The organism is Shewanella sp. 492 (assembly GCF_059338445.1).
Genome location: NZ_CM181702.1, coordinates 876,765 through 890,497, shown reverse-complemented (window position 1 = coordinate 890,497; position 13,733 = coordinate 876,765). Strand labels below are relative to the sequence as shown.

12 protein-coding genes are annotated in these 13,733 nt (G+C 48.8%); 9 read left to right on the top strand and 3 right to left on the bottom strand.

What is annotated here, in order from left to right; all coding sequences use genetic code 11:
- Window positions 1-13: 13 nt before the first annotated feature.
- The 7 genes from AC5YBX_RS04000 to AC5YBX_RS03970 all read left to right on the top strand — a co-directional run bounded on the left by AC5YBX_RS04000 (window position 14) and on the right by AC5YBX_RS03970 (window position 7,300).
- Window positions 14-676 (top strand): cysteine hydrolase family protein, encoded by a 663-nt coding sequence (locus AC5YBX_RS04000; protein WP_475516029.1) that lies wholly within the window; start codon window positions 14-16, stop codon window positions 674-676.
- Between the two features lie 9 nt (window positions 677-685).
- Complete coding sequence (locus AC5YBX_RS03995) at window positions 686-1,534, top strand: oxamate carbamoyltransferase subunit AllH family protein (RefSeq protein WP_494519900.1); 849 nt, start codon at window positions 686-688, stop codon at window positions 1,532-1,534.
- 23 nt (window positions 1,535-1,557) lie between these two features.
- Window positions 1,558-3,096, top strand: a complete 1,539-nt coding sequence (gene fdrA / locus AC5YBX_RS03990; RefSeq protein ID WP_494519901.1) for an acyl-CoA synthetase FdrA — start codon at window positions 1,558-1,560, stop codon at window positions 3,094-3,096.
- 13 nt (window positions 3,097-3,109) lie between these two features.
- Complete coding sequence (locus AC5YBX_RS03985) at window positions 3,110-4,522, top strand: YlbE family protein (protein WP_494519902.1); 1,413 nt, start codon at window positions 3,110-3,112, stop codon at window positions 4,520-4,522.
- Between the two features lie 8 nt (window positions 4,523-4,530).
- Window positions 4,531-5,484 carry a carbamate kinase gene (gene arcC / locus AC5YBX_RS03980; protein ID WP_494519903.1) on the top strand — a complete coding sequence of 318 codons (954 nt, stop codon included), beginning with the start codon at window positions 4,531-4,533 and terminating at the stop codon, window positions 5,482-5,484.
- Between the two features lie 55 nt (window positions 5,485-5,539).
- Window positions 5,540-5,929, top strand: coding sequence for an allophanate hydrolase-related protein (locus AC5YBX_RS03975; protein ID WP_494519904.1), 390 nt, complete (start codon window positions 5,540-5,542; stop codon window positions 5,927-5,929).
- 114 nt (window positions 5,930-6,043) lie between these two features.
- Window positions 6,044-7,300, top strand: a complete 1,257-nt coding sequence (locus AC5YBX_RS03970; protein WP_494519905.1) for a cytosine permease — start codon at window positions 6,044-6,046, stop codon at window positions 7,298-7,300.
- Between the two features lie 100 nt (window positions 7,301-7,400).
- Here AC5YBX_RS03970 and AC5YBX_RS03965 read toward each other — a convergent pair whose 3' ends face one another.
- Complete coding sequence (locus AC5YBX_RS03965; RefSeq protein ID WP_494524395.1) at window positions 7,401-8,408, bottom strand: general secretion pathway protein GspB; 1,008 nt, start codon at window positions 8,406-8,408, stop codon at window positions 7,401-7,403.
- Window positions 8,408-10,123: an ExeA family protein gene (locus AC5YBX_RS03960; RefSeq protein ID WP_494524394.1), complete on the bottom strand. Its 1,716-nt coding sequence runs from the start codon at window positions 10,121-10,123 to the stop codon at window positions 8,408-8,410. The genes AC5YBX_RS03965 and AC5YBX_RS03960 overlap by 1 nt, the downstream gene beginning before the upstream one ends.
- 166 nt (window positions 10,124-10,289) lie before the next feature.
- On the opposite strand from AC5YBX_RS03960, the gene AC5YBX_RS03955 reads away from it, so the two are divergent.
- Complete coding sequence (locus AC5YBX_RS03955; RefSeq protein ID WP_494524393.1) at window positions 10,290-11,534, top strand: multifunctional CCA addition/repair protein; 1,245 nt, start codon at window positions 10,290-10,292, stop codon at window positions 11,532-11,534.
- 204 nt (window positions 11,535-11,738) lie between these two features.
- On the top strand, window positions 11,739-12,005 hold the full coding sequence (locus AC5YBX_RS03950; protein ID WP_110456066.1) for an Lpp/OprI family alanine-zipper lipoprotein: 267 nt from the start codon (window positions 11,739-11,741) through the stop codon (window positions 12,003-12,005).
- Window positions 12,006-12,352: 347 nt separating this feature from the next.
- On the opposite strand, the gene AC5YBX_RS03945 is transcribed toward AC5YBX_RS03950, so the two are convergent.
- Complete coding sequence (locus tag AC5YBX_RS03945) at window positions 12,353-13,618, bottom strand: RidA family protein (RefSeq protein WP_494519909.1); 1,266 nt, start codon at window positions 13,616-13,618, stop codon at window positions 12,353-12,355.
- Window positions 13,619-13,733: the final 115 nt, after the last annotated feature.

The following is a 13,733-nucleotide window of genomic DNA, read 5'->3' as shown; positions in this document are numbered from 1 at the left end:
AGGTTATTAAATTATGACTAGATTATTTCAAGCCGAACCATTTGCATTAAACTTCGATCCAGCAACGACTGCGCTAGTCGTCATTGATATGCAGCGAGACTTTGTTGAGCCTGGTGGGTTTGGCGAAGCGCTAGGTAACGATGTCTCTTTAGTGCGCAGCGCAATTGAACCTTGTGGCAAATTATTAAACACCGCCCGCGAAACGGGGATCATGGTTATCCATACCCGCGAAGGTCACCGCGCCGATTTAACCGACTGCCCACCAGCAAAACTAACCCGTGGTGGCAAAACCTTTATCGGCGAGAAAGGGCCAAAAGGCCGTATACTTATCCGCGGCGAAGCAGGTCACGATATCATTCCTGAACTCTACCCTATTGCTGGCGAGCCGATTATCGACAAGCCAGGTAAAGGGGCGTTTTACCAAACCGATCTGCACCTAATCCTGCAAAACAACAATATCAAAACCTTGATTGTGTGTGGCGTCACCACCGAAGTGTGCGTTGGTACTACAGTACGAGAAGCCAATGACCGCGGCTATGAGTGCATTGTGCCTGAAGATTGTGTTGGGTCTTACTTCCCAGAATTCCATCAATCGACCCTTGATATGATCAAGGCGCAGGGCGCGATATTCGGTTGGGTATCAAATAGCGAAAATATCATCGAAGGACTTAAGTAAGTCGATGAGATGATACTCTCGCTCACTAAGGGATACCTTTGCCCAGCAACATCATTTAACGGCAAGGTACACAGCGTTTTTCGGCGGTCGATGAATATCAAAACCGATCTGATTGACACGCCTTGGGTATCCCTTCTTGATACACGTTTACCAGCGACTCCCACTGCATATCAGTGTGACTTCGAGTCGATAGGGCCATTAACCAACAAGATAAAGGTGGGCGAGACGCTATTTATGCGAGGTGGCATGATACGGCTAAAGTCCACTGTAAACTTAGCAATTAATACCCTTACAGCCAGAAAGTGGCAACAAGCTCCAGCGTTATTAACGATTAATCATTACCGTATTAAAAATAATGTCGGTATGACGGAAGCCTTACTTGGAAAGTATATTTCCAGTAAGGAAAAGTTAACCATTAACTCTGCTGCTGAATATATTCAACACTTAGGATTAACACTCCCAAACTGTATTTATATTCACTCAGAAAAATTAGCTAAAAATATAGGTCATGGTAAGGGACTCACACCATCAGGTGATGACTTTTTAATAGGCGTGCTGGCGGTACTATCCAGTTTAACCACAGTGCATCCGCAGGCCGAAACGCTTTTTAATCAAATTAAAACAGCAATACTGTTAGATATTAATAAGACCAATGAGATTAGCGCACATTATTTAACATTGGCTCTTTATCACCATTTTTCGCACCCAGTGCAATGGCTAATACATGATTTATTTACCGCAACGGACGCCTCGATACTTAACCACAGAGTGATGGCTAACCTCAACATTGGCGCCAGCTCAGGTGCCGACACCCTTGCGGGAATGCTGTATTGCCTCAATAACGTATTACTGAATTAAAACTTATTTTAACAGGTACTTATATGACCATTAAATATAAAACATTTGAAAATCTCTATCAGGATTCCGTTTCCTTGATGCAGATTTCAGCCCGCCTCAATAAAATGAGTGGCATAGAAGAGGCCTCTGTCGCCATGGGCACAGAAGCGAACTTAGCACGCATGACCGATGCCGGTTTTGGCAGCGATATTATTGCCAAGCCCAATGATCTGGTTGTCGCGGTAAAAGGCGACGAGGCAGCATGCCAAGAAGCGATTGAAATCGCATTTGAGGCGCTCACGGCAAAACCCGATGCAGGCAATGACAGCCAACAGTTCTCTCAGCCACTGACCAGCTTTGCGCTTGGGTTAACCCAACATCCTGATGCTAACCTGGCGATGATCTCTGTCCCTGGTGAATATGCCGCCGCAGAGGCGATAAAAGCCTTAAATCTTGGGCTGAACGTCATGATGTTTAGCGACAATGTATCGGTAGCCGATGAGCGCGCCATCAAACAACTGGCCCAGCAAAAAGAACTGATGGTCATGGGACCCGATTGCGGCACCGCCATTATCAACGGTATTCCCCTAGGTTTTGCAAACGTCGTACGCCGCGGCGCGATTGGCGTCGTTGCGGCATCTGGTACTGGGCTACAAGAAGCCACTTGCCGCATTCATCAACTGGGTGAAGGCGTATCGCAAGCGTTAGGCACGGGCGGTCATGATCTGCACCAAGATGTGGGCGGTATCTCTATGCTGCATGGCCTACAGGCACTTGCCGATGATGAGGCCACTAAGGTGATCGTGTTGATCTCTAAGCCACCCGCAAAGGCCATTGCAGAGCAAATTTTAGCGACCGCAGCCCAAGTTGATAAACCGGTTGTGGTGCATTTTCTTGGCGCGGCAGATTCCTCAATGGCACTCGATGGGGTTTATGCTGCCCACTCGTTGGCGCACTCTGCCGAAGTGGCAGTGGCAGTGTTAAACCAGCAAGCGATTCCAGACGTACAAACTCAGCCAAAAGATGATTCAGTGTTAACTACGCTAAGCAGCAAGTTATTGCCTAGCCAGCGTTATATTAGAGGGGTCTTTGCCGGCGGAACCTTCTGCTTCGAAGCGCAAATTATTGCCAGCCAATATGGCATAAATGCGTATTCAAACACGCCAACCCAAGGTAACAGCCAGCTTGATGATGTATGGACAAGCCAGCAGCACACCATAGTGGATCTCGGTGATGATGCCTTCACCCAAGGTCGTCCGCATCCGATGATCGACCCGACATTACGTAACCAGCGCATTTTACAAGATGCTCAAGACCCAGCCACCGCCGTGATCCTGTTTGATGTGGTGTTAGGTTATGGCGCGTCAGAAGCCCCACTGACTGAGCTACTTGATGTGATTGACACGGTTCGTAGCAAAACCGCCACTGCACCACTGTTTATTGCCCATGTGTGCGGCACAGAGTTAGATCCCCAGTCTCGTGATTTAACCCGTGATGCCTTGAGCGAGGCCGGGGTATTAATTGCAGATAGCAATGCCGATGCTGCGCACCTTGCTGCGAAATTCATTTCTCAACTTTGCTAAATAGGTAATTCAAATGAAAGCACTTTTCACTCAGAAACTGACAGTCCTCAATGCAGGCCTAGCAAGTTTCGCCACTAACATTGAACGTGCCGGCGGTGAAGCGATAGCCATGAACTGGCAACCTCCAGCAGGTGGCGATCGTCAAGGCGGCTTAGCCCTAGCAGAATTACTCAACCAACCAGAGATTGAGCTTGCCAACCAAACGGCCATGGAGCGCTACTTAGCCGCCCAACCTATGCTGGTCGATGTGATGCTTGCTGGCGAGGCGATACCCACCCTAGCAGAGAAAAAACTGATCCTACATGCAGGCCCACCGATTGCGTGGCAGGAGATGTGCGGCCCAGTACAAGGGGCGATTTTAGGTGCCATCTTATTTGAAAAATGGGCTGATGACCTTGAGCAAGCAGAGGCGTTGATCCACGCAGGTGAAGTGACCTTCGAGCCTTGTCATCACTTTGATGCCGTAGGCCCAATGGCCGGGATCATTAGCCGTTCAATGCCGTTGTGGGTGGTCGAAAACCCAAATAATGGTAATGAGCGCGTCTACAGCAACTTTAACGAAGGCTTAGGTAAAGTGCTGCGTTTTGGTGCCAATAGCCCAGCCGTGATTGAACGCTTAGAGTGGATGGGTACTGAGCTGGCTCAAGCGATGAAAGCCATGTTGGTTCAATCTGGCCCTATCGAGCTAAAGCCCATTATGGCCCAAGCTCTGCACATGGGTGATGAAGTACACAACCGTAATGCGGCAGCAACCGGCTTACTGTTAAAACAACTGGTACCAGCACTGCTTAATACCGCTGAGCCTAAAGAGCAGATCCAACGAGTGATTAGTTTTATCACCGCCAACGATCATTTCTTCTTAAACCTGTCGATGGCAGCGTGTAAGAGCATGCTTAAAGCGGCCGAGAATATCCCTAACAGCACCATGGTAACTGTGATGGCGCGTAACGGGGTTAACTTTGGTATCCGCCTGTCTGGCACGGGTAACACTTGGTTCCAAGCACCTGCAAACCCGGTCGATGGGCTGTTTTTCCCAGGTTATGGCGTCGAAGATGCTGCGGCAGATTTAGGCGACAGCGCCATTACTGAAACCGCGGGGGTCGGTGGTTTTGCCATGGCTTCATCGCCAGCGATTGTGAAGTTTGTCGGCGGCACCCCGATTGATGCGACTAATAATAGCCGCGCAATGCAGGCCATCACCTTAGGCGGTAACCCTGCCTTTACCTTGCCAGCACTTAACTTTGCCCCAACAGCGGCGGGTATCGATGCGCGCAAGGTTGCCGATCACTCTGTATTACCCATCATCAACACAGGTATCGCCCATAAACAAGCGGGTGTAGGCCAAATTGGCGCCGGGATCACCACAGCACCAATGCAGTGCTTTGTTGATGCTTTACAAACCTTTGCCACTCAACGTGAACACTAGGAATAACCATGACTAAAAAACCTTTAGCAGTCGTCGCCTTTGGCGGCAATGCGTTGATAGACAATGATGACCACTGCTCCATCAATGATCAGTACCAAACGGTGGTGAATAACGTAGGTTACTTGGTGGATTTAATTGAACGTGGATGGGATCTGGTATTAACCCACGGCAATGGCCCTCAAGTTGGCTTTATTCTGCGCCGCTCTGAGTTGGCCGCCCACGAAGTCGACCCTGTTCCGGTTGATTACGCGGTTGGCGATACCCAAGGTGCCATTGGCTATATGTTCCAAAAGGCATTGAGTAATGAGTTAAGCCGCCGCGGTATTGCCCGCCCTGTGGTCACACTCGTAACTCAAACCCGGGTGGATCCCAATGATCCAGCGTTCCAAGCGCCGAATAAGCCCATTGGTTCATTTATGGATAAAGCCACAGCCGAGCAATATGCCGCCGAATTAGGTTGGCACATTATGGAAGACTCAGGACGCGGTTGGCGCCGCTGCGTGGCGAGCCCTAGCCCACAAGAGATCATCGAGACCGACAGCATTAAAACCCTGCTTGGCAGTGGCGCACTCGTCATCGCCGCTGGCGGTGGTGGCATTCCGGTGGAACGCAACGCACAAGGGGACTTGGTGGGCGTTGAGGCGGTCATCGATAAAGATGTAGCTTCAGCCATGCTCGCCAAAGAGTTGCACGCCGACATGCTGATCATTCCAACTGGCGTTGAAAAGGTGGCCATCAACTTTGGCACCCCAGAGCAAGAGTGGCTAAGTGAACTGGATCCAGCACAGGCGCAAAAACTGGGCGAGCAAGGCCAATTTGGCGAAGGGTCAATGAAGCCTAAAGTCGACGCCTTATTGCAATTCTTAGCCGGTAATCCAGATGGCGCAGGGCTTATCACTAAAGCCAGCACCGTTATCGAAGCCATTGATGGTGCAACGGGCACCTGGATCCGCAACCACTAATCATTTTTTTGAGGTCCGGCATGGCCGGACCCTTTTTTTTTACGGAGTAAATCTTATGTCTAAAACAACTCTTTTAGCAGTAAACGGCACCCTAATGCGCGGCCTTGAACTCAACCCAAACCTAATCAATGTGGGCGGTAAATTCATTCGTGAAGATAAAACCGACCAGCATTACCGCCTATGGTCAATCAATGATGTTCACCCTGCAATGATCCGCACCACTGCGCCAAGCAACAGCGTTGACCTTGAAGTGTGGGAACTGCCTATGGAAGCCTTCGCTTCGGTATTGAGCAATGAGCCTGCAGGCCTTGCTATCGGTAAAGTTAAGCTTGCCGATGGTAGTGAAGTACTGGGGGTGTTAGGTGAGCCATGGCTGGTCGAAGGACAGCGTGAAATCACCGAGACCGGTGGATGGCGCAATTATATCAAGACAACCAAGGCATAAACCGTTAACGCATAAATCGAGATACACAAATAACAATAACATCGACAAGTCACCACCGATTGTCTTTGGGATCTCTTCAATCACATTCAGTTGTGAATTTAAGGCGTACTAATTATGAGTAGCAGAAATAATACCGAACAATCCAACACGGCCTCCGGTGCTCAAATCGCAATGATCCTGCTAGGGATCCTTGTAACCCCAGTGCTATTAGCCTCATCGAGTCTCGGTAGCCAGTTAACATTAGGCTCTGCAGCAGCGGTGATTGCTGTGGGCAGCTTAATCTTAACCGTGCTTGCGGTGATCAACATTGCCATTGGTGAGCAGGCTCGCTTGCCCACATACGGCATTGTGAAATACTCCTTTGGCAGCAAAGGTGCTATCGCCATCAATGTCATCATGGCCATCAGCTTGTTTGGTTGGATAGCAGTGACGGCGAACATGTTTGGCCACAGCGTGCATGATCTGCTGGCCACACAATTTGGGCTTGAGCTACCCGTAGCGCTTATCGTGGCCCTAGGTTGTGTTATTTTTGTTGCTTCTACCGCCTTTGGCTTTGAAGCGCTGGGCAAGGTATCAAAATTTGCCGTGCCCATCATAGTGTTGTTGATGTTTGTGATCCTTTATATGGCATTAACCGCCTCGGTGCCAGTGGTTGAGAAAGTCAGTAGCTTAAGTTTTGGTGCAGCGGTGTCATCGGTAGTGGGTACCATCATCGTCTTAGTGGCCACCTCACCCGATTTTGGCAGCTTTGTTCACAATCGTAAGCATGCGGTATTAGCGGGTGTATTAACCTTTGGTTTAGCCTATCCTGTGCTCTTTTTGGTGGGCGCGATACCTGGGTCTATCACCTCTGAAGGCTCGCTATTGTCTGCCATGGCGATTATTGGTAGCACGCTGCCTGCAGCTATTTTGCTGGTGTTTGCTTGCATCACAGGTAACGCGGGTAACATGTTCCAGGGCACCTTAGTGGTATCAACGCTGTTTACTAAGTTCCCTAAATGGCAGCTCACTGTGGTACTCGGTATTCTGGCGGCAATCGTCGGTAGCATGGATATTATGGCGTGGTTTATTCCATTCTTATTGTTCTTGGGTATCGCAACCCCTCCCATTGCAGGGATCTACATTGCCGACTTCTTTATCAATCGTCGTAACGGCTATGATGAAGCCTGCTTACAACAAGATCCTGCCATTAAGCCAATGACTTTTGTGGCTTGGGGTGTGGGTTCATTAGTGGGCTTTTGCACGGTAAATGGTTGGTTCACCCTATCGGGGATCCCATCGATTGACTCTTTGATGATAGCTTCAGTAGGTTACTTCCTATTAACGCGTATCGGTCAATCCAAGAGTAACGCACTGACTAATAACGGTTAACGCTTAACGACTCATGTCAAACCCTAAGGTATAAGTCAGTACTACAAGGCCATCTCTTCTGTATCAGAAGGCATGGCCTTTTTATTATGCTTAACAAATATTAAATGGCCGGCACTTTAAACTCGGTGCCAGCCACTTCAAGTACCACATCACGCGGTCTTATCTCGATAATGCGTAATGCGTCGCCAATCATGTCACCTTGCTGTAACTCGGCGCCATCGACATTAAGCCAGCGCTTATCGGGGTTACTGGCATAGACATGAGCCAATATCGTAAATTCAGGCACCTGTAGCTGCACACTAGCGGGTAACTGCCCATATTTAGGCAGCGTATCGGCGCTAGGCTCAGGAATAGGATCAAGCTTAGGTTCGGTCACAGGCGTTGCCACCGCCTTATCTATCTCCACCGCTTTTAATGCCGCTTCAAAGGCGGCGAGCAGGTTATCACTTGGCGGCTCACTTTGGCTCACAGGTGCATTGTGCCCCCGCGCGTGGGTTGAGTTGCTAAAGCCCACATCTTTAGCGGCTTCATCGACTTGCGCCTGCAGCGAATTAAGTAAGTCTTGGCCACGTTGATTACTATTCGCGCCTAAAATAATGGGCTCTTGGGCGGCGTTATCTGTCACTTGGGTTGCCATGGCGATGGTGCGCGACCCCTGCGCCAAATTGGCTTGCTCACTAACCGGCACTGCCTGCGCTTGATAGCCCATAGGCCGTGCTATGGGTACAGGCAATGCAACTTTTCCCGCCAGCTGCACATTTGGGCTCGCCGGCTGCGTGGTGTCGGCCACATCGGCTTGTGGGCTAGAATTAGCTTGCTGGCTGTGACTGACCTTAGACGGCGACATTAACGCTAGCGCATCGGGCTGCCGTGTCACTGTGGGCTCAGATAACGGCGCCTTCAAAGCGTTTGGGCGTAACGGGCTGACACTACTGAGTAGCCATGCCGCCAATACCGCGAGCACCAGCAGAGTGACAAACAGCGCCAACTTTAATCCAAGGTGACGAGTACGGTTCATCGCCTGATATTGGGCACGCGGAGTAATAATTGCATCTAGAGGCTGCTCTTGCTGTTTAGCTCGCATCACGGCATCGAGTAAAATAGACATCAGTAGCGCCCCCCACTTTCTTGCAGCCGCGGCCCTTGATCACTCAAGTAAAGATTAAGCTGCACTAAGGTTTGGCTGCCGGCAATGGCATCGGCCCGCAAACCGTGCTGACGTTGAAACGCTCGCAGCGCCTGCTCTAACTCATCGTCAAATTGGTTCACCAAACGTGGAGATTTTTGCTGGATATGTGCCAGCGCATTTTCAAGCCATTGCACCTGCGCAATTGGCGCACCGCGACCTATCTCTTTAGGCTGGTAACTGGGCGCCTGCCATAAAATTTCGAAGGTGCCACTGAAATGGCGAGTAAACCAAGCTCTGTCGACCCACAATTGCTGCTCGCCCAGTTGCAACAACAGCTGCTCACCTTGGCGCGACACCACTGTGCCATAAAATGGCTGTTGATCTTCATCTTGCAGATACACCACCGCAGGGTAGTTTAACCGTAGCAGCGAAAACCAATTACCTTGTTGCTGAAAACAATCGAGCCCTTGCTGCTGCGCCGACTGACAAGCCGTTAAGCCGATGTAGGGCGACTTGCCCCACAAGCCTAAAATACTGGCGTAGGCGCTATCTATGCTGCGGCTCTGCTCTATGGCTTGACGCAAAATCTGTTGACTGGCGCTCAGTTGCGCCGACTTAGGCGCGCTCATGCTATCAAGGTCATCTGAGGGTTGAGGAATCGCCCCCCAATCGCCTGAGCGCTCGCGCTGCGCCACTTGATTAGGCATCTGGCTCGATGAAGCGCCCGCACCTGAACTGAGTACTGCACTGGAATTAGTACTCGGCTCTGCGACCAGATTAAGCACGCCACGCTCATCAGTGTGGTTAAACAGATAAAATGCCCCCGCAAAGGTGAATACCACGGCGGCCGCCGCTGCCGTAGGCCAAAAAAGCGATCGCGACTTAACCTCTTCGCCGAGCACTTCCGTTGCCGCAGTGCGCACCATGTTGGCATCAATCGGCACCTTAGATTGCGCGTAACCGGCCATCAAGGCGCGCTCACACAACAGATTAATCAACCGCGGAATACCGCCACTGTATTGATGCAAGGCTTTGATCGCACTGCGATGAAACAAAGGCTCATGCCGCCCCGCTACCTGCAATCTGTGCTGCACGTACAGAGCAATTTCTTGCTGAGTCAAAGGCAATAAGTGATAACGGGCGGTGATGCGCTGGGCCAATTGACGTAACTCTTGGCGTTTAAGCAATTGTTGTAGCTCTGGCTGACCAATCAAAATCACTTGTAATAGTTTTTTAGTGTCGGTTTCGAGATTGGTTAACAGACGCAGCTGCTCAAGGACTTCGGCGCGCAGATGCTGCGCTTCATCAATGATCATCACGGTATTACGTCCGCGTTCATGGTTCGCCAATAAAAACTGGCTTATTTTATCGGTAAGCTGCTTCAGGCTCGGCTCGGTGCCATATTCGATATTCAATGCATCGCACAAGGTGGCTAACAACTCTAACTCGGTTAGCGAAGGGTTCAGAATAAAGGCGGTGTCGGTATTGTCCGGTAACTGATTGAGCAAGGTACGCGACACCGTGGTTTTTCCTGTGCCAACTTCGCCCGTTAGCAGTACAAAGCCCCCCGTCTCACCTAGGCCATAGGTCAAATGTGCCAACGCCTCACGATGACGGTCACTTAGAAACAGATAATGCGGGTTGGGTGCAATAGAAAATGGGTTATCGTTAAGTCCATAAAACGCTTTGTACATGCAGGCTGTAGTCCCAAAAAATAATTGACGCTCCAAACTAAGCTTTAGCCAATCCATTGTCAAAAATTAGCCTAAAATATTTGCGCGCCGCCGCGTTGCAAACAGTACGATCACGCCCCCTTAGCATGATAAGCTAGAGGCAAAGTAAGCAAAGAGACTTAAACTGGTGAAAATCTATCTCGTTGGCGGCGCGGTCCGCGACCAATTATTGCAACTGCCCATCAAAGATCGTGACTACATGGTAGTTGGCGCAACACCTGAACAGATGCTCGCTCAAGGCTACAATCAAGTGGGTAAAGATTTCCCGGTGTTTCTGCACCCTAAAACTCAGCAAGAATATGCCTTAGCGCGCACCGAACGCAAAACGGCTGCAGGTTACGGTGGCTTTAGTTGTTACGCCGCCCCCGATGTCACCCTTGAAGAGGATCTGCTGCGCCGCGACTTAACCATTAATGCGATCGCTCAAGATGAGCAAGGTACACTGGTTGACCCCTATGGCGGCCAACGCGATATTGAGCTGCGTTTACTGCGCCACGTATCGGCGGCCTTTGTCGAAGATCCACTGCGGGTATTGCGGGTGGCTCGTTTCGCCGCACGTTTCCACCACTTAGGTTTTAGTGTTGCGCCAGAAACCATGGCATTAATGCAACAGATAAGCCGCAGCGGCGAACTCGATGCCTTAACCCCAGAACGGGTATTTTTAGAATTAGATAAGGCACTGGCAACCGAGGCGCCGCAAGTGTTTTTTGAGGTATTACGCCAGTGCGCTGCACTGCCAGTGTTGTTCCCCGAGATTGACGCGTTATTTGGCATCCCCCAGCCAATAGAGTGGCACCCAGAGGTTGATACTGGTGTGCACACCATGATGGTACTCGAACAAGCCGCAAAGTTATCACCAGAGCGTGCAATCCGCTTCGCAGCCCTAGTGCATGACTTAGGTAAAGCCCTTACACCGCCTGAGCTACTGCCTAAACATCACGGCCATGGACAAAAAGGGCTGGCGCCAATCAGAGCGCTGTGTACTCGCATTAGGGTACCTAATGAATATCGCGATCTGGCTTTACTGGTATGCGATCAGCATCAAAATGTACATCAGGCTTTTGAGTTAAAGCCGCAGACCATCATCAAAATATTTGACAAAGCCGATCTCTGGCGTAAGCCCCAGCGGCTATCTCAGCTGTTGTTGGCCTGTGAAGCCGACATGAAAGGCCGCAGCGGATTTGAACAGCACGACTACCCGCAGTCGCAATACTTACAAGACTGCTTTGAGGCGGCGCAAAACGTTGCCATAAAACCCATTATCGATGCTGGCTTTACTGGGGCCGAGATCAAAAGCGAACTACAACGTCAGCGCATTGAAATTATTGCAAAATACAAAGCTAATAGGCTGCAAACTGATACAAAGCACTAGCATAAGGTTAACGGTATGGTGATCAATGACCTAAATTGACACAAATTACCTACAGGGTCTTGCTTTTGGGTGCTCATGAGATATTGTATTGCAAGGTAAACACGAAAATTCATAGCAAAATAATATAGCTATGACATAATTAACTAGTTGCAGTTGTGTTTCAACTGCTCCACTTAATCCAACACACTCTAAAGGGATTTCCCAATGAACAAAAAAGTACTTATGCTTGCTGGCGTAGCAATGACGGCCCTTCTTGGTGGTTGTGCAAACACTACTGCTCTAGAAGAAAGCGTTGCGAACCTAGGCAACAAGGTTGATCAACTATCAGCTGAAGTTAGCTCTCTTAAGTCTGAGCAAGGCGCTCTTTCTGCAGACGTTAAAGATGCAAAAGCAGCAGCTATGGACGCACAAGCTGAAGCTAAGCGTGCTAACAGCCGTATCGACAACATCGCTTCTTCTTACAAGAAGTAATTTGTCTCAAAGTTAAGCTTATTTTTATAAGTGAACTTACAAGGCTTGGTTAAAGGTGAGTAAAAGTGCCACTGTTAGTGACACACACCATACCAAGCCTTAATTTTTTGGCGTTATCCTGACTCGCATTGCCAAAGCGAATCAAAGTCTTTAGTCATAAAAATCATTACTCGCCCAGCTCCTCTAATCTTACGGCACATACAACAAAACTTCCGACAGATTCGAATACAAAGTTAGCATCTAGCATCACTTCCAGATCCTCACCTCGACCATAAATGTCATATGTTATGTAAGCCAAACTTAACTTACCGCTATTGAAGAGTGGCTCAACGGCAATAACATTCACGCTATGCTTGTGGCGGTGTCCCTTCTGCATTAGCAACAACCGCGTCAATTTGCACTAAGGCATCCATAGGGATAGCACTAACCCCGACAGTTGTTCTTGCTGGCAGAGCACCGTCAAAGAAGCGGGTATAAACTTGGTTTACCGCCTCAATATCGGCAATGTTTTTCAGCTGAATATTGATTTTAACGACATCGTCCATCACATGGTCGATACTTTCAACAATGGCTTTGATATTGCGTAAGCATTGTTCGGCCTGCCCTGTTATGCCCCCATCAACCAGTTGATTTGTTTGTGGTTCTAAAGGTAACTGAGCTGCTATATGATTATAATGTGAGAAAGCTACAGTTTGTGAATATAGCGCATTTAGGGGGGCGTTTGGCGTATTACTTGCCCTTATGACAATGCCATGTCTGTCTTCTACCGCTTGTGGCGGAGTGCCATCTCCGTGTGATACCACCGCATCAATTTGCACTAAAGCATCCATAGGCAAAGCTGCAGCAACTAAGATAGAGCGTGCGGGTACATAAGCTGCGGTTCGAGCAATTGCAGAGTCTGGGAAAAAAGTGGTATACACTTCGTTGACAGCTTCAATATCGGCGGCATTTTTAATGAATATCGTTGTTTTGACAATATCGTCAAAAGGTACATCAATACTGGTTAAAATGGCCTTGAGGTTTGTTAAGCACTGCGCAGCCTGCTCCTGTACACCACCTTCGACCATTGCCCCAGTCTTAGGATCGATAGGTAATTGAGCTGAAATATTGTTGTAATGCGAAAACGCCACTGTTTGCGTCGATACCGAACTAATGGGTGCCTGCTGCGTATTGCTGGCGACCTTGACCAGTGCACAAGGTGCTTGTGGAGCAGTACCCTCCCCATTGGAAATAACCGCATCAATTTGAACTAAAGCCCCCTGGATAGGTAAAGCAGCAACAGCAACTGTCGTCCGTGTTGGAAGATAGCTTTGGAAGAATGCGCTATAAACGTCATTTACAGCATCAAGATCGGCGATGTTTTTAAGGAAAATATTAATTTTTACAACGTCGTCCATTACATGATCGATACTCTCGACAATGGCTTTAATATTGTTTAAGCACTGCTTTGTCTGCTCTTTTACACCACCAGTCACTATTTGCCCCGTTTTAGGGTCTACGGGTAATTGAGCCGAAATATTATTGTAATGAGAAAATGCCACCGTTTGTGTATATACAGAGCTTTCGGGTGCGTTGCCGGTATTTCTTGAAACCTTAATAATTTTACCACTCATATAGTTACATCCTATTTTATATCATTTATGTAGAGTTATTTTATTTACGTTTAAATGCATGCTAATTTTTAAACACACAAAGGCTTTAAAGCATAAATTAATGCTTTAACACAAT

Excerpts from the sequence above, each read along its gene's own strand:
- AC5YBX_RS04000 (WP_475516029.1), top strand. The coding sequence starts at position 14 with ATGACTAGATTATTTCAAGCCGAACCATTTGCATTAAACTTCGATCCA.
- AC5YBX_RS03995 (WP_494519900.1), top strand. The coding sequence starts at position 686 with ATGATACTCTCGCTCACTAAGGGATACCTTTGCCCAGCAACATCATTT.
- fdrA (WP_494519901.1), top strand. The coding sequence starts at position 1,558 with ATGACCATTAAATATAAAACATTTGAAAATCTCTATCAGGATTCCGTT.
- AC5YBX_RS03985 (WP_494519902.1), top strand. The coding sequence starts at position 3,110 with ATGAAAGCACTTTTCACTCAGAAACTGACAGTCCTCAATGCAGGCCTA.
- arcC (WP_494519903.1), top strand. The coding sequence starts at position 4,531 with ATGACTAAAAAACCTTTAGCAGTCGTCGCCTTTGGCGGCAATGCGTTG.
- AC5YBX_RS03975 (WP_494519904.1), top strand. The coding sequence starts at position 5,540 with ATGTCTAAAACAACTCTTTTAGCAGTAAACGGCACCCTAATGCGCGGC.
- AC5YBX_RS03970 (WP_494519905.1), top strand. The coding sequence starts at position 6,044 with ATGAGTAGCAGAAATAATACCGAACAATCCAACACGGCCTCCGGTGCT.
- AC5YBX_RS03965 (WP_494524395.1), bottom strand. The coding sequence starts at position 8,408 with ATGTCTATTTTACTCGATGCCGTGATGCGAGCTAAACAGCAAGAGCAG.
- AC5YBX_RS03960 (WP_494524394.1), bottom strand. The coding sequence starts at position 10,123 with ATGTACAAAGCGTTTTATGGACTTAACGATAACCCATTTTCTATTGCA.
- AC5YBX_RS03950 (WP_110456066.1), top strand. The coding sequence starts at position 11,739 with ATGAACAAAAAAGTACTTATGCTTGCTGGCGTAGCAATGACGGCCCTT.
- AC5YBX_RS03945 (WP_494519909.1), bottom strand. The coding sequence starts at position 13,618 with ATGAGTGGTAAAATTATTAAGGTTTCAAGAAATACCGGCAACGCACCC.